Origin of the sequence: Microvirga arvi (genome assembly GCF_016892765.1) — a bacterium.
GTDB lineage: Bacteria > Pseudomonadota > Alphaproteobacteria > Rhizobiales > Beijerinckiaceae > Microvirga > Microvirga arvi.
Genome location: NZ_JAFEMD010000007.1, coordinates 1 through 14,887 on the forward strand (window position 1 = coordinate 1; position 14,887 = coordinate 14,887).

The 14,887-nt window shown below is 64.1% G+C and carries 13 protein-coding genes and 1 pseudogene; 8 read left to right on the forward strand and 6 right to left on the reverse strand.

The window, feature by feature from the left end:
• The 3 genes and pseudogenes from ILT44_RS30720 to yddG all read left to right on the forward strand — a co-directional run.
• Nucleotides 1-77: pseudogene (locus ILT44_RS30720) on the forward strand (beta-ketoacyl-ACP reductase); the annotation flags it as partial.
• Between the two features lie 73 nt (nucleotides 78-150).
• Entirely contained in the window at nucleotides 151-897 is a 747-nt protein-coding gene (locus ILT44_RS05975; protein WP_204238658.1) for an SDR family NAD(P)-dependent oxidoreductase, read from the forward strand.
• A 433-nt stretch (nucleotides 898-1,330) separates the two neighbouring features.
• A complete protein-coding gene (yddG, locus tag ILT44_RS05980) occupies nucleotides 1,331-2,206 on the forward strand; it encodes an aromatic amino acid exporter YddG (protein ID WP_204238659.1) in 876 nt (291 codons plus the stop codon).
• Here the strand turns inward: yddG and ILT44_RS05985 are convergent.
• Entirely contained in the window at nucleotides 2,178-2,942 is a 765-nt protein-coding gene (locus tag ILT44_RS05985) for a GNAT family N-acetyltransferase (RefSeq protein ID WP_204238660.1), read from the reverse strand. The genes yddG and ILT44_RS05985 overlap by 29 nt on opposite strands.
• A 34-nt stretch (nucleotides 2,943-2,976) precedes the next feature.
• A complete protein-coding gene (gloB, locus tag ILT44_RS05990) occupies nucleotides 2,977-3,744 on the reverse strand; it encodes a hydroxyacylglutathione hydrolase (protein ID WP_204238661.1) in 768 nt (255 codons plus the stop codon).
• A 118-nt stretch (nucleotides 3,745-3,862) separates the two neighbouring features.
• Here gloB and ILT44_RS05995 point away from each other — a divergent pair, with 118 nt between their 5' ends.
• From ILT44_RS05995 to ILT44_RS06005, 3 genes are all read left to right on the forward strand, one after another.
• The gene (locus ILT44_RS05995; protein WP_204238662.1) at nucleotides 3,863-4,606 is read left to right on the forward strand and encodes a class I SAM-dependent methyltransferase; all 744 of its coding nucleotides are present in this window, start codon (nucleotides 3,863-3,865) and stop codon (nucleotides 4,604-4,606) included.
• 133 nt (nucleotides 4,607-4,739) lie between these two features.
• A complete protein-coding gene (locus ILT44_RS06000; protein ID WP_204238663.1) occupies nucleotides 4,740-5,693 on the forward strand; it encodes an acetyl-CoA carboxylase carboxyltransferase subunit alpha in 954 nt (317 codons plus the stop codon).
• Between the two features lie 238 nt (nucleotides 5,694-5,931).
• Nucleotides 5,932-7,206 (forward strand): L,D-transpeptidase family protein, encoded by a 1,275-nt coding sequence (locus ILT44_RS06005; RefSeq protein WP_204238664.1) that lies wholly within the window; start codon nucleotides 5,932-5,934, stop codon nucleotides 7,204-7,206.
• 156 nt (nucleotides 7,207-7,362) lie between these two features.
• On the opposite strand, the gene ILT44_RS06010 is transcribed toward ILT44_RS06005, so the two are convergent.
• The 3 genes from ILT44_RS06010 to ILT44_RS06020 all read right to left on the reverse strand — a co-directional run bounded on the left by ILT44_RS06010 (nucleotide 7,363) and on the right by ILT44_RS06020 (nucleotide 10,266).
• On the reverse strand, nucleotides 7,363-8,070 hold the full coding sequence (locus ILT44_RS06010) for a protein phosphatase CheZ (protein ID WP_204238665.1): 708 nt from the start codon (nucleotides 8,068-8,070) through the stop codon (nucleotides 7,363-7,365).
• A 5-nt stretch (nucleotides 8,071-8,075) separates the two neighbouring features.
• Nucleotides 8,076-8,459 (reverse strand): response regulator, encoded by a 384-nt coding sequence (locus ILT44_RS06015; protein WP_239467953.1) that lies wholly within the window; start codon nucleotides 8,457-8,459, stop codon nucleotides 8,076-8,078.
• Between the two features lie 184 nt (nucleotides 8,460-8,643).
• Nucleotides 8,644-10,266, reverse strand: a complete 1,623-nt coding sequence (locus ILT44_RS06020) for an ABC-F family ATP-binding cassette domain-containing protein (RefSeq protein WP_204238666.1) — start codon at nucleotides 10,264-10,266, stop codon at nucleotides 8,644-8,646.
• A 222-nt stretch (nucleotides 10,267-10,488) separates the two neighbouring features.
• Between ILT44_RS06020 and ILT44_RS06025 the strand changes: the two genes are divergently transcribed.
• Together ILT44_RS06025 and ILT44_RS06030 are read left to right on the forward strand one after the other, a co-directional pair.
• Nucleotides 10,489-10,929 carry a c-type cytochrome gene (locus ILT44_RS06025; protein WP_204238667.1) on the forward strand — a complete coding sequence of 147 codons (441 nt, stop codon included), beginning with the start codon at nucleotides 10,489-10,491 and terminating at the stop codon, nucleotides 10,927-10,929.
• A 68-nt stretch (nucleotides 10,930-10,997) separates the two neighbouring features.
• Nucleotides 10,998-11,840, forward strand: a complete 843-nt coding sequence (locus tag ILT44_RS06030) for a DUF1194 domain-containing protein (protein ID WP_204238668.1) — start codon at nucleotides 10,998-11,000, stop codon at nucleotides 11,838-11,840.
• A gap of 192 nt (nucleotides 11,841-12,032) precedes the next feature.
• Here ILT44_RS06030 and secA read toward each other — a convergent pair whose 3' ends face one another.
• A complete protein-coding gene (secA, locus tag ILT44_RS06035; protein WP_204238669.1) occupies nucleotides 12,033-14,846 on the reverse strand; it encodes a preprotein translocase subunit SecA in 2,814 nt (937 codons plus the stop codon).
• Nucleotides 14,847-14,887 lie beyond the last annotated feature (41 nt).

Here is a 14,887-nt window from a genome sequence, read left to right on the forward strand (position 1 = left end):
TCTATCTCGCTGCGGACGAGGCCGGCTTCATCACGGGCTCGACCCTGTCGGTGAACGGCGGCCAGTACATGGCCTGACCTGATCTCCCGATCCCGGATGAAGACCATCCGGGATCGGGCTTCACATCCCGTCCAAGGCAAGAGCTTCCTCATGAATCGCATCGACATGGCCGGCCGAACCGTTGTCATCACCGGCGGCGCCCGCGGCATCGGCTATGCGATCGGCGAAAGGCTGGTGCAGTCGGGCGCGCGCGTTGCCCTCTGGGACCTGCGGCAGGAAGAGGCCGAAGCAAGCGCTGCGGCGCTCTCGCAGGAGAGCATCGGTCTCAGCGTCGATGTGTCGGACAGCCTCTCCGTCGAACATGCGGCTCAGCAGACGCAGGCCGCGTTCGGCCGCATCGACGGCCTGGTGAACGGAGCGGGAATCACCGGTCCGGTGAAGCCCCTGACCGAATACTCCCTCGACGAGTGGCGCAGCGTCGTCGAGGTCAACCTGACGGGCACCTTCAACTGCTGCCGGGCCATCGTGCCGATCATGCAGGCGAACGATTATGGCCGCATCGTCAACATCTCATCCGTAGCCGGCAAGGAAGGCAACCCGAACCTTGCCGCTTACAGCGCCGCCAAGGCCGGCATCATCGGGCTCACCAAGTCGCTGGGCAAGGAACTGGCCAAGACGGGCATTGCGGTCAACTGCATCACGCCCACCACCGCCAAGACGAAGATCCTCGATTCTCTGACCCCGGAATTCATCGAGTACATGCGGGTCCGGATTCCGAGGGACCGCTTCGCCGAATTGCACGAGATCGCCGCCATGGTGACCTGGATGCTCTCCGAGGAGAACTCCTTCACCACCGCAGCCACTTTCGATCTCAGCGGCGGGCGCACGACGTATTAAAGCATCTCACGCCCCTCATCCTGAGAGGCTGGCTCATAAAGCCACGCGCTGCTTTCCCCTCCCCCTTGCGGGGAGGGGCAGGGGTGGGGGTGGTGCGACCGGGTGAGACGTCGCCGTCATGGCCGGCCCCGGACTTGATCCGGGGATCAGTCCCGGCCATCCCGATAGGAAGAATGCGACGCTCAAGCAATCGGGATCACCGGCACAAGGCCGGTGATGACGTGGTAGAGTCGTCTTCTGCGTTGAATTCGATGCAGCGCTCTGACTTTGCGACCCCCACCCTTCATCCCTCCCTGCAAGGGGGAGGGAAACACCCGCCACGCCTTTACGAACCAGATTTTCAGGATGAGGCTCGGTGTGTTTTACAAGGGGCGCTGAGATTCATTGCGCCTCCCGCTTCGCTTTCACGGGTGACCCATGCTAGGTGGCGGCCATGACCACACGCACCGCCACCACCATCGGCCTGATCGCCATCCTGCTCTGGTCCATGCTCGCCCTGTTCACGGCGGCAACCGGCACGATCCCGCCGTTTCAGCTCAATGCCATGACCTTCCTCATCGGCGGCCTGGTGGGCGTGACAAGCTGGATCGCCCGTCCACAAGGGCTCAAGGCCCTGCGCCAGAAGCCCGTCGTCTGGGCCTTGGGCATCGGCGGCCTGTTCGGATACCACGCGCTCTATTTCGCCGCCCTGCGCTGGGCGCCCCCGGCCGAGTCGGGGCTCATCAACTATCTTTGGCCGCTCCTGATCGTGCTGTTTTCCTCATTCCTGCCTGGCGAGCACCTGCGGCGGGCGCATATCGTCGGAGCGCTGCTCGGCTTTGCCGGCGTCATCGTGCTGATCGCTGGCCGCGGCGCCTTCGATGCGCGGGCCGAATACATGCCCGGCTACATTTGCGCCTTCATCGCGGCCTTCGTCTGGGCCGGCTACTCGGTCCTGTCCCGGCGCTTCGGCCAGGTGCCGACCGATGCGGTGGCCGGCTTCTGCCTCATGACATCGCTCCTGAGCCTCGTCTGCCATCTGGCGTTCGAGACCACCCTGTGGCCCGAGACGACGACGCAGTGGCTCGCCCTTCTGGCCCTCGGCCTCGGTCCGGTGGGTGCAGCGTTCTATGTGTGGGACATCGGCATGAAGCGGGGCGACATCCGCTTTCTCGGCGTGGCGTCCTACGCGACGCCGGTGCTCTCGACCCTGCTGCTGGTGGTCGCCGGCTACGCGGAGCTGACCCTCTCCCTTGCGCTGGCCTGCGGTCTCATCGTGGCAGGCGCGCTTGTTGCCACCCTCACACCGAAGAAGAGCGTCCCGGCATGACCCGGTGGGTGTAGCGGTAGGCGGTCTGGAAGCCGAGTGCGCCGTAGAGCGAGCGGGCAATCTCGTTCTCCTCGCGCACTTGGAGATACGCCGTATGAGCCCCCTGCCCGCAGCCCCAGGCCATGAGGCTTGCGACGACGCGGCGGCCTAAGCCGATGCCGCGCAGATCCGGCGCAACCACGATATCGTAGAGCCCGACATAGCCTCGCTCCACGACCCCCAAACCCCAGGCCACGGGCCTGTCGTCGAGGCTGAGCGTCGCAAAGGCCGTCTTCTGCCGAATGCGCGAGACGATCTTCATCAGGGTATCGTCATCGGCCTTGTCGCCGCCATAGGATTCCGCAGCCGCGCGCACCCAGCGCTTGGAAACCTGCGGTTCCAGGTTTACCTCGGGATCGAGCTCGCAATCACCCTGCAGGATGGAGGCCGTGAGCACATGCGTGGGCTCGATCTCCTTGAAGCCGCGCAGCTTCAGCCTCTCATCCACATCCTGCGCCTCCACCCCGTTGAGCCGGAAGGTCGGGCGCACATTGGCCTCGACGAAACGGGCGGTCATGTAGTCGATGAGTTCATCGTCGAGGCTCACCCCTGGAAGAAAGGGGGTCACGGAATTGGCGCGCTTCGAATACCCATTGGCGAGCCGCAGGATCCAGCCGTCATAGGTCTGGTAATCGAACGAGGGCCAGGCGTTCAGAAGCCGGCTCTCGAGTCCGATGATGAGGCTGTGGTCGTTCATGAGACTGTCCGCTCCTGCAGGGTCGCGCCTTTCATCAGAACCTGTTCTTCCATTCGCGCAGGGCTTGGAACACCTCCACGGGACTGGCTCCTTCCCTGTCAACGGATTTGGCGAGCGCCGGCTCCCCGGCCCGTAAAAAAGGATTAGTGGCCTTCTCCTGCCCGATGGTGGTCGGCACCAGGAAGCGGCCTTGCGCCTTGGCGTCCTCCGCTTCCCGCGCTCGCGCCTTCAGCGCCGCGTTGTCCGGATCGGCGGCGAGCGCGAAGCGTGCGTTCGAAAGCGTGTAGTCGTGCCCGCAATAGACCCGCGCCTCGTCCGGCAGGGCTGCGAGACGCTGAAGCGAGTGCCAGAAGCCGGCATAGGTGCCCTCGAACATCCGTCCGCAGCCGAGGGTGAACAGGGTATCGCCGGCAAAGAGCGCGCGATCCGCCGCGAACCAGTATGAGACATGGTCGGCACAATGGCCCGGCGTTTCCCACACATGCGCCTGAAGGCCGCCGACATGCACCGTGTCGCCCTCACGAACATAGGCATCGGCGGACGGCACCGCCTCGCGCGCCTTCACCGGCGCCACGACCCGGCAGCCGGTGCGGCGCTTCAGGGCTTCGACACCCTGCACGTGGTCAGCATGGCGATGGGTGACGAGGATGTCGGTGAGCTGCCAGCCCTTCTCGGCCAAAGCCGCCAGGATCGGCCCGTCCTCCGGCGCATCGATGGCGGCGCAGGCGCCCGTATTGGGATCGTGGATCAGAACACCGATATTGTCCTGCAGGCAGAGAAAGGCGTGGATCTGGGCTGACATCGAGGAACCTTGTCTTGATGTGCTCTGAGCTATCATGGAACAGTCGGCCCGTGAAACCAGACCCTAAAACCCTCTATTGCCGTTGTCGGATCAATTCGAGAGGCAGCCTGTTGAGGTCATGAGCATCGACATCACCGATCTGCGCGGCTTCTACGCCAGTCCCCTCGGGGCTGTGACGCGCCGCTTCGTCGGACGGGCCGTCGACCGGTTCTGGGGCCCGCTCACGGGCCTGCGCGTGCTCGGCCTCGGCTATGCGCCACCCTACCTCTCAGCCGTGAAGAACGACAGCGAGCGTACGCTCGCCTTCATGCCGGCAAACCAGGGCGTGGTGAACTGGCCCCGGTCCGGGGCCTCCGCCTCGGCCCTTGTGGACCCGCTGATGATGCCCCTGCCCGACGCCTCCATCGACCGGGTTCTCGTGGTCCACGCCCTCGAGACGGTAGAGAGTCCGAGCGAGCTCCTGCACGAGATCTGGCGCATCCTCACCCCCGGCGGGCGGATCATCCTGGTGGCGCCCAACCGGCGCGGCCTCTGGGCCCGCATGGACACCACCCCCTTCGGCTATGGACAGCCCTACAGCCGCTCACAGCTGAAAAGCCTCATGCGCCAGACCTGGTTCTCGCCGGAGGGATGGGCCGAGACCCTCTACGTGCCGCCCTTGCGCAACCGCTTTCTCCTCCAGACTGCCCAGGCCTGGGAGCAGGTCGGCGCCGGCTTCTCCCTGCCCTTCGCCGGACTCCATATCGTCGAGGCGACGAAGCAGCTCTACCGGCCCGGCGCCGTGCGGGCGGTGCAGCGTTCCCGCCGCTTCTCCCCGGTTTTCATCCCCGCTCCGGCAGCTCCCGCCTCCCGGATGGGTTGATTGTCCTTGATTCCGCCGTGTTTTCGGGGAGTAAGGCAGAGCTCAACTTGACTTGGCCCCCCTGAAACGCCAGTGTCCGCCCCGCTTCGGCAGGGCCACAGGGTCACGCCGGTCTTTATTTCCATAGAGTCTGATGCGCAGTTATCTCGATTTCGAAAAGCCCGTCGCCGAGCTGGAAGCCAAGGTCGAGGAGCTTCGGGCTCTCGGTGAGAACCGGGATGCCGTCTCCATCACCGACGACATCTCCCGCCTGGAGGTGAAAGCCGCCGACGCCCTGAAGGAGCTTTATGCCAAGCTCACGCCCTGGCAGAAGACCCTTGTCGCCCGCCACCCCCAGCGTCCCCATTTCGTCGATTACTGCGCTGGCCTGATCACCGAGTTCACCCCGCTTGCCGGCGACCGCAAGTTCGCCGAGGACGAAGCCATCGTCGGCGGCTTCGGACGCTTCCGCGGCCAGGCCGTCTGCGTCATGGGCCAGGAGAAGGGCCACAACACCGAAACCCGCATCCGGCACAATTTCGGCATGGCCCGCCCCGAGGGGTACCGCAAGGCCGTGCGCCTCATGGAAATGGCGGATCGCTTCAGCCTTCCGGTGATCTCCTTCGTGGACACCGCCGGGGCCTATCCGGGCATCGAGGCGGAGGAGCGCGGCCAGGCCGAGGCCATCGCCCGCTCCACGGAGATGCAGCTGTCCCTCGGCGTGCCCAACGTTTCCGTCGTGATCGGCGAAGGCGGCTCGGGCGGCGCCATCGCCATTGCCACCGCCAACAAGGTGCTGATGCTGGAGCACGCCATCTACAGCGTGATCTCGCCGGAAGGCGCGGCCTCGATCCTCTGGCGCGATGCGGCCCGCGCCCAGGATGCCGCCACCAACATGAAGATCACGGCCCAGGATCTCCTGCGCCTCGGCATCATCGACGGCATCGTGACGGAGCCCGTGGGCGGCGCCCACCGCGAGCCCCAGGCAGCGATCGAGGCCACCGGCAACGCCATCGAGGAAGCCCTGCACGACCTCGGCAACATGGGGCCGGCCGAGATCCGCGACCACCGCGCCGACAAGTTCCTCAACATTGGCCGCAAGCTCTGACAGCGGCCCTATCGGCATTTGGGAGCCGCCGCTTCAGACGAATCCTTACCTCGAAAGAGATACATCGCTCTCCAAAGAGAAGCGCTGAAGTCGTCCAAGGGCCGATTTTTTACCTTCCATTAACGACGACTCCATCACGGCCCCGCTTGCAGTAAGGGCCGGTTAAGGCTAACGATCTAGGAGTAAAGGGGAACTGTTCGGCACAAAGTCGGGCAGATCAAAAATTGCGGGGTCCCCCATGATGAAGCGTATCGCATTGGCTGCGAGCCTGGTGCTCGCGCTTACAGCCTGCCAGGACGATAATCTCTCCCGAGGCTCCACGCGCCACTTGGCACCGATTCCAACAGCCACCATGGCGCTGATGTCGACCAAGGGCATGTCCAAGGAAGACCCAATCCTAGTCCGAGCCTATAAGAAGGAATCGGAGCTGGAGATCTGGAAGCGCGGTTCCAACGGAAAGTACGCGCTCCTCAAGACCTACCCGGTCTGCCGCTGGTCGGGCCAGCTCGGCCCCAAGACCCGTGAAGGCGATCGCCAGGTGCCGGAGGGCTTCTACACGGTCACCCCGGCGCAGATGAACCCCAACTCCAACTTCTATCTCTCGTTCGACACCGGCTATCCGAACGCCCTCGACCGGTCGCTCGGCCGCAGCGGCGGCGACATCATGGTGCACGGCTCCTGCTCGTCGCGCGGCTGCTTCGCCATGACGGACCAGAACGTGGCCGAGATCTACGCCATCGCCCGCGAGGCGCTCGGCGGCGGCCAGCGCGGCTTCCAGTTCCAGTCCTATCCGTTCCGGATGACGGCCGAGAATCTGGCCAAGCACCGCCTCGACCCCAACATCGCCTTCTGGAAGAACCTGAAGGAAGGCGCCGATTCCTTCGAGGTCACGAAGGAGGAAGTGCGGGTCGCCGTCGGCCGCGGACGCTACGAATTCAACCTGGATCCGGACGCCGCCTCCACCGTCGCGCAGAAGCGTGCCCACGACGAGCAGGAAGTGGCCGAACTGGTTGCCAAGGGCGAGAAGCCGGTCAAGCTCGTCTACCACGATGGCGACACGCACGAATCCTTCCGCACGGCGCTGGCGAACTTCACGGGCGTGTCCGACGACAAGCTCGGCTACGTGAGCCGCACCGAGGGTATTTCCTCCGGCCCGCGGGTGGTCGCCCTCAACGATTCCGGCAAGGAAGCACCGGAGGCTCCGTCGACGGCACTGGCCTTCGCTTCGATGAAGGAGGTTCCCGTCCCGCAGGCCGAGACCCGGGCCGCCGTGACCAAGCAGACAGCTCCGGTGGCGGTTGCGGCGGCAAGTCCGGCCTCGCAGGAGACGCCGTTCTACAAGAAGATGTTCGGCGGCGTGGCCGACCTCTTCAGCACCTCGTCCGCGCAGCCCGTCGCCGAGACGGTCCAAGTGGTTCCTGGCGCTCCGGCCAAAGCGACCCCTGCCGTAAAGCCGGTGCCGCAGAAGCGCGCTCAGACAGGAGCAGGCGTCAAGGTCGCGAACGCGAACTGATCCGCCCGATCATCACACATGCAAAAGCCCGCCTCACCGGCGGGCTTTTTGTTTGGGATGGCTCTCACGGCTTCTGAAGCGGCTTTCAGTCGGCAGTCATGAGAAACGCCGCCTTGTGAGGCGGCGTCCATGAGATCGGACCATCGAGGCGTCCGGTCACCCGAACAGGGCGTCGATGGCGTCCTGGGAGGTCCGCGTCGGGTCGCTGTCGAGGGCCGGTCCGTTGAGGAGAGCCTCGTCCCCTTCCCGCTCCGGCATCGTGAACGCCTCCACGTCGTTGAAGCTCTCCAGGCCGCCCCAGATCTGCGCCATCTGGGTCACGCGCTCCTCAATGAACTTCATGGAGCCGACGACCTTGCTGATGCGCTGGCCGGTAATGTCCTGGAAGTTGCAGGCCTCGAAGATCGTGATCACCCGGTCGGAGATCTGTCGCGCCATCTCGGCGTCGGGACCCGACAGCCGGGAAGCCAGCGTTCCCGTGATCTCGTCGATGGCCTCGGCCGCCTCAAGGATGCTGTTGGTGGCAGCCTCCGTGCCGCAGACCACGGCACCGAGCTCGTCGGTGACGCTGGTCACCTGCCCGCCCGGAGAGCGCGAGTGCAGGGTTGCGATCTCGCGCTTGGTGCGTTGAATCGATTCCGTGATGGCGTCGAGTTCGTCCTTGAGGTGGAGCGCCTCGCGCAGATCGGTCCGGATCTGATCCAGAAGAGCTTTCGAGGCCCCGCTGCTCGGCTCGAGAGCGGCATGGATCGCCGCCATGCCGCGCATGATCTCGGCATGCCGCCGGGCTGCGATGCTTTCACGAGACTGGGCCAGGAGATCCAGGCTCAGGGGATCGAAGGAAACAGGCGGTGGAAGACGCATGGCGATTACTCACCCAGAACGGCGGCGATCTTCGAGCGCAGGGTCTCCGCATTGAACGGCTTCACGATGTAGTTGTTGACGCCAGCCTGCTTGGCGGCGACCACGTTCTCGGTCTTGGCCTCTGCGGTGATCATGATGAACGGCAGGCTGTTGAGCTCCGCGTCGGCGCGAACCTGCTGGAGGAGCTCGAAGCCGGTCATGGGCGCCATGTTCCAATCGGAGATCACGAGGCCGTACTTCTTGTCCTTCAGCTTGCCCAGAGCCTCCGAGCCGTCCTTCGCCTCATCGACGTCGTTGAAGCCGATCTGCTTCAGGAGGTTTCGGATAATGCGCAGCATCGTCTGATAATCGTCGACGATGAGCACCGGAAGTGACGTATTCAATGCCATGATGTTTCGGCCCGGAGAGTGAGAAAGGAAATGTGAAGAAGGATCTTTGACGGATATTTCTTCAAAAAGGTTGTTGGGATCCCTGCCTTATCCCTCACCATGCTTGCCCCAGGCTGGCGTCGATGCAGCAAAAAAGCCCGGCTGGCAGGCCGGGCTTTCGGTTTTTACGCGCTCAATCCAGCCTTCAGTGCCGCAGGCCCGGAGCCTCCTGGCCGGTGCGCGCCACGTATTCGTTGTAGCCGCCGCCATAAAGGTGAACGCCCTCGGGCGTGAGTTCGAGAACCCGGTTGGAGAGAGCCGCCAGGAAGTGGCGGTCGTGCGAGACGAAGAGCATGGTGCCCTCGTATTTCGACAGCGCCTCGATCAGCATTTCCTTCGTTGCCATGTCGAGATGGTTCGTGGGCTCGTCGAGCACCAGGAAGTTCGGCGGGTCGTAGAGCATCTTGGCCATCACGAGGCGCGCCTTCTCGCCTCCCGAGAGCACCCGGCACTTCTTCTCCGCATCGTCACCCGAGAAGCCGAAGCAGCCGGCAAGCGTACGCAGCGATCCCTGCCCCGCCTGCGGGAAGGAATCCTCCAGGAACTCGAACACCGTGCGGTCGCCCTCCAGCACCTCCATGGCATGCTGGGCGAAGTAACCCATCTTGACGCTCGCCCCGACTGTGACCGCTCCCGCGTCGGGCGAGGTGGTGCCCGCCACCAGCTTCAGCAACGTCGATTTGCCGGCGCCGTTGACGCCCATGACGCACCAGCGCTCCTTGCGGCGGATCCCGAAGTCGAAGCCCTCATAGATGCTGCGGCTGCCATAGCGCTTGTGCACCTTCTTCAGGCTGACGACGTCGTCACCCGAGCGCGGCGCCGGAAGGAAATCGAACGCCACCGATTGTCGGCGCTTCGGAGGCTCCACCCGGTCGATCTTCTCCAGCTTCTTGACACGGCTCTGCACCTGGGCGGCGTGGGATGCGCGCGCCTTGAAGCGCTCGATGAACTTGATCTCCTTGGCAAGCATGGCCTGCTGGCGCTCGAACTGGGCCTGCTGCTGCTGCTCGTTGAGCGCACGCTGCTGCTCGTAGAATTCGTAATCGCCGGAATAGGTGGTCAGCGTCCCGCCGTCGATCTCCATGATCTTGTTGACGATGCGGTTCATAAAGGCGCGGTCGTGCGAGGTCATGAGCAGCGCGCCGTCATAGCCCTTCAGGAACTCCTCGAGCCAGATCAGGCTCTCGAGATCGAGATGGTTGCTCGGCTCGTCGAGCAGCATCGCGTCCGGACGCATGAGCAGGATGCGTCCTAAGGCCACGCGCATCTTCCAGCCGCCGGACAAGGCGCCCACGTCGCCATCCATCATCTCCTGGCTGAAGCCGAGACCCGCGAGAACCTCGCGGGCGCGGCCGTCGAGGGAATAGCCGTCGAGCTCCTCGTAGCGGGCCTGCACCTCGCCATAGCGCTCGATGATCGCGTCGAGATCGCCAGCCTTGTCCGGATCGACCATCGCGGCCTCGAGCTCCCGGAGTTCGGCCGCCACCGCGCTCACGGGGCCGGCGCCCTCCATCACCTCGGCCACGGCGCTGCGGCCTGCCATCTCGCCGACATCCTGGCTGAAATAACCGATGGTGACGCCGCGATCGACGGAGATCTGGCCCTCGTCCGGCAGCTCATCCTTGGTGACCATGCGAAACAGCGTCGTCTTACCCGCGCCGTTGGGGCCCACCAAACCGATCTTCTCCCCCTTCTGGAGGGTGCCGGAGGCCTCGATGAAGAGGATCCGGTGGCTGTTCTGCTTGCTGACGTTCTCGATGCGAATCATGGATCTTCAGGGACTTGAGGAGTTGCGGCGGCCTTATGGCATGGGATGTCCCAGGAGACGAGCGTCTCGGCTCGGGCAAAATGTCAGAGGCGGGAGCAAGTAGCGAAAGCCCGGCGGCCGACGGCACCTCAGCGGAATAGCCAGCCCTTACTCCTCTTTTCCCCATACCCCTCTGAGGAAGGAGCCGACATTCTGGTATCCGGGGGAACTAGGAGAGCCATCATGCAAAAGACAGTCATTGCTGCTCTCGGCGTACTGATCGTGAGCGGACTGGGGGTGCTCGCCCAGTCAGGTGATCCGATCACCCAACGCCAGAACCTGATGAAGAACAATCAGGAGCAGGTGCGGACCTTGACCGGCATGGCCCGAGGGCAGGCGCCGTTCAATGCCGCAACCGCCCAGGCGGCCTTCCAGCGGCTCGAGCAAAATGCTCAAGCAATCCCTCCCCTGTTTCCGCCGGGCTCGACCCAAGGCAAGACGGCCGCTCTTCCGGTCATCTGGGAGCGCAAAGCCGATTTCGACGCCCATGCGGCCAAGCTCGGGCAGGATGCCAAGACGGTTCAGACCGCGATCACGGATCAGGCCAGTCTGCAAGCTGCCATCCAGCGGGTGGGCCAGAACTGCGGCGGCTGTCACGAGACCTATCGCAGGAAAGACACCTGATGAACAGTCGAGGGCTCTGAGGAGAACAGGGCCCTCTCAGTCGGGGGAGATTGCGGAGGGAGATCGCCATGCGGTATCCCAAGGCTCCATGGCCTCTCTCCATCCTCGCGATGGGGCTTCTGATCTCTGTCTCTGCTTGGCACCGCGCTCCGACCGACGTCGACCTTGCGCTTGTCCTGGCTGTCGATGTCTCCACCTCGATGGATCCCGACGAGCAGGATCTCCAACGGCAGGGCTACGTGGAAGCGTTCCGCTCGCCTATGGTGCATCAGGCCATTCACAAAGGCATGGTCGGGCGCATTGCCGTGACCTACGTGGAATGGGCCGGAGCCCATCCGCGCTTCCAGAATGTCGTCGTGCCCTGGACCGTTCTGGAAAGCACCAAGGACAGCAACTCCTTCGCGGACCGGTTGGCGCGTGCCCCGATCTACCGCATGGCCGGCACTTCCATCTCGGAAGCCATCGACTTCAGCCTGTCCCTTCTCGCCTCAGGCCATTTCCTGGCCGGGCGCCGCGTGATCGACATCTCAGGCGACGGCTCGAACAACCAGGGGCCTCTGGTCACGGAGGCTCGCGACCAGGCCATCGCGCAGGGAGTCACGATCAACGGTCTTCCCATCACGCTCCGGGAACCTGACCGGCGGGAGAATGCGACCTTGGATGCGTATTACCGCGATTGCGTGATCGGAGGCTCAAGCGCGTTCATGATCCCTGTACGGACGCGAGGGCAATTCCTGATCGAAACCAGAACGAAGATCGTTCGCGAGATTGCCGATATACCGGACCCCGCCCGGCCGGCCCAGCCTGTGCGGAAAGTGACGCAAACGGACTGCGACACCAGCGAGAGCCTTTGGGACGATCCGGGACCGGATCCACACGCTCCAAGGCACAATGCGGGGCATAGTCTGTAAGAGAAAGGCGCTGAACACAGCTCTGTCGAACCAAATCCGCGTCAACAAAAAGCCCGGCAGTTGCGCCGGGCTTTCCTCGTTGATGTCCTCGTTCCTGCCTTAGAGATGATTCGACTCACGTGGAATCATCTCTCTTCTCTGGCTTGCCGCATATTTTGACGGCGAACCGGATCCACTTCGCCGAAATATGCTCTAAGCCACGAACTGTCCGTGGCAATGCTTGAACTTCTTGCCCGAGCCGCAGGGACAGGGTTCGTTGCGGCTGACGCGCCCCCAGGTGGAGGGGTCGTTCGGGTCGCGGGACGGAACAGGATCGGTCCCGGCAGTGGTTGCGGCATAGCCGAGTGCCGGGCCTGCCCCGAACGCGCCGCCTCGAGCCAAGTCGAACTCATTCTCGCCGGTCGCGGGATCGAGGTGCTGGGCGAACATGGGCGGAAGCTCCTGCGGCTCCGGCTGCTGGAACACCACCTGGATGCGCATGAGCTGGCCCGTCACCTGCTCGCGCAGGTGGCCGATCAGAGCGTTGAAGAGCTCGAAGGCCTCGGACTTGTACTCGTTGAGCGGATCGCGCTGCGCCATGCCGCGCCAGCCGATGACCTGACGCAGGTGGTCGAGCGTCACGAGGTGCTCGCGCCAGAGGTGATCGAGACTCTGGAGCAGAACCTGCTTCTCGACATAGTCCATGACCTCGGACGAGTTCGCCTCGATGCGCTGGGCATAGGCCTCATCGGCGGCCTTGGTGATGCGCTCGCGGATCTCGTCGTCGGCGATGCCCTCTTCCTTGGCCCATTCCTCGATCGGCAGATCGAGGTTGAGGAAGTTGGTGACGTTTGCCTTGAGGCCCTCCACATCCCATTGCTCGGCATAGGCCTGCTCGGGGATGGCGCGGGCGACGATGTCCTCGATGACCCCGTGGCGCATGTCGTCGATGGTCTCGCGCACGCTCTCCTGGGCCATGAACTCCTTGCGCTGCTCGAACACGACCTTGCGCTGGTCGTTCATGACGTTGTCGTATTTGAGGATGTTCTTGCGGATGTCGAAGTTGCGCGCCTCGACCTTCGCCTGCGCCCGCTCGATGGCCTTGTTGATCCACGGGTGGATGATGGCCTCGCCTTCCTTGAGACCCAGCTTCTGCAGCATTCCGTCCATGCGGTCGGAGCCGAAGATGCGCATCAGGTCGTCCTGGAGCGACAGGTAGAACTTGGAGCGGCCCGGATCGCCCTGGCGGCCCGAGCGGCCGCGCAACTGGTTGTCGATGCGGCGGGATTCGTGGCGCTCGGTGCCGAGCACGTAGAGACCGCCTGCCGCGAGCGCCTTTTCCTTGAAGGAGGCGACCTCGTCGAGGATCTCCTTCTCTCTGGCAGCGCGCTCCTCGCCCTCCAGGCCGGTGAGCTCGCGCTCGATGCGCATCTTGGCGTTGCCGCCGAGCTGAATGTCGGTGCCGCGGCCGGCCATGTTGGTGGCGATCGTGATCGCGCCCGGAACGCCGGCCTGGGCGACGATGAAGGCCTCCTGCTCGTGGAAGCGGGCGTTCAGCACCGCGAAGTGCTTGGTGCCGCGCCCGGCGCGGGCATCGCGGTAGAGGGGCTCGAGCGCCTGCGGGTTCTCGAAGTCGATGAGGGTATAGCCGTCCTTGATCAGCATCTCGGCCAGATGCTCGGACTTCTCGATGGAGGTGGTGCCGACCAGGATCGGCTGGCCTTTGGCCGAGGCCGCCTCGATGTCTCGGATGACCGCTTGATAGCGCTCCTCCACCGTGCGGTAGACCTCGTCGTCATCGTCGACGCGGGCGACGGGACGGTTGGTAGGGATCTCGACCACTTCGAGGTTGTAGATCTCCAGAAACTCGTCGGCCTCGGTCGCCGCCGTGCCGGTCATGCCGGCGAGCTTGTCGTAGAGGCGGAAGTAGTTCTGGAAGGTAATGGAGGCGAGCGTCTGGTTCTCGGGCTGGACCTGAACCTTCTCCTTGGCCTCGAGCGCCTGGTGCAGGCCTTCCGAATAGCGCCGGCCCTGCATCATGCGGCCGGTGAACTCGTCGATGATGACCACTTCGCCGTTGCGGACGATGTAATCCTTGTCGCGTTGGAACAGGGTGTGGGCGCGCAGCGCCTGATTCATGTGGTGCACCAGGGTGGCGTTCTGGGCGTCGTAGAGGTCGCCCTCCTTGAGCAGGCCGATCTCCCGCAGCAATCCCTCGATCTTTTCGGTGCCGTCTTCGGTCAGCGCTACGGAGCGCTGCTTCTCGTCGAGTTCGTAGTCCTGCTTGTCGAGGCGCGGGATCACCACGTCGATGGCGTTGTAGAGTTCGGAGCGGTCATCGAGCGGGCCGGAGATGATGAGCGGCGTGCGCGCCTCGTCGACCAGGATCGAATCCACCTCGTCCACGATGGCGAAGTTGTGGCCCCGCTGGACCATCTGCGCCATCTCATACTTCATGTTGTCGCGAAGATAGTCGAAGCCGTACTCGTTGTTGGTGCCGTAGGTGATGTCGCAGGCATAGGCCTGGGCGCGCTCCACATCGTCGAGCCCGTGGACGATGACGCCGACGGACAGGCCCAGGAAGCGGTAGATCTGGCCCATCCATTCGGAGTCGCGCTTGGCCAGGTAATCGTTCACCGTGACCACGTGGACGCCCTTGCCGGCCAGGGCATTGAGGTAGACCGGGAGCGTGGCGACCAGGGTCTTGCCCTCGCCGGTGCGCATCTCGGCGATGGAGCCCTCATGGAGGACCATGCCGCCGATGAGCTGCACGTCGAAGTGGCGCTGCCCGAGCGTCCGCTTGGCCGCTTCGCGGACGGTGGCGAAGGCCGGCACCAGGATGTCGTCCAGGGTCTTGCCGTCCGCGAGCAGGGCCTTGAAGTCCTCCGTGCGGGCGCGGAGTTGATCGTCCGACAGGGCCTCCAGCTCGGCCTCCATCGCGTTGATGGCCGCCACCTTGGGCCGATAGGACTTCAGCCGGCGATCGTTGACCGAACCAAAGATTTTCTTCGCGAGAGAGCCGAACATCGGGAGCCTTCGAAAATTCCGTAAAGAGACAAGGGGCGTTT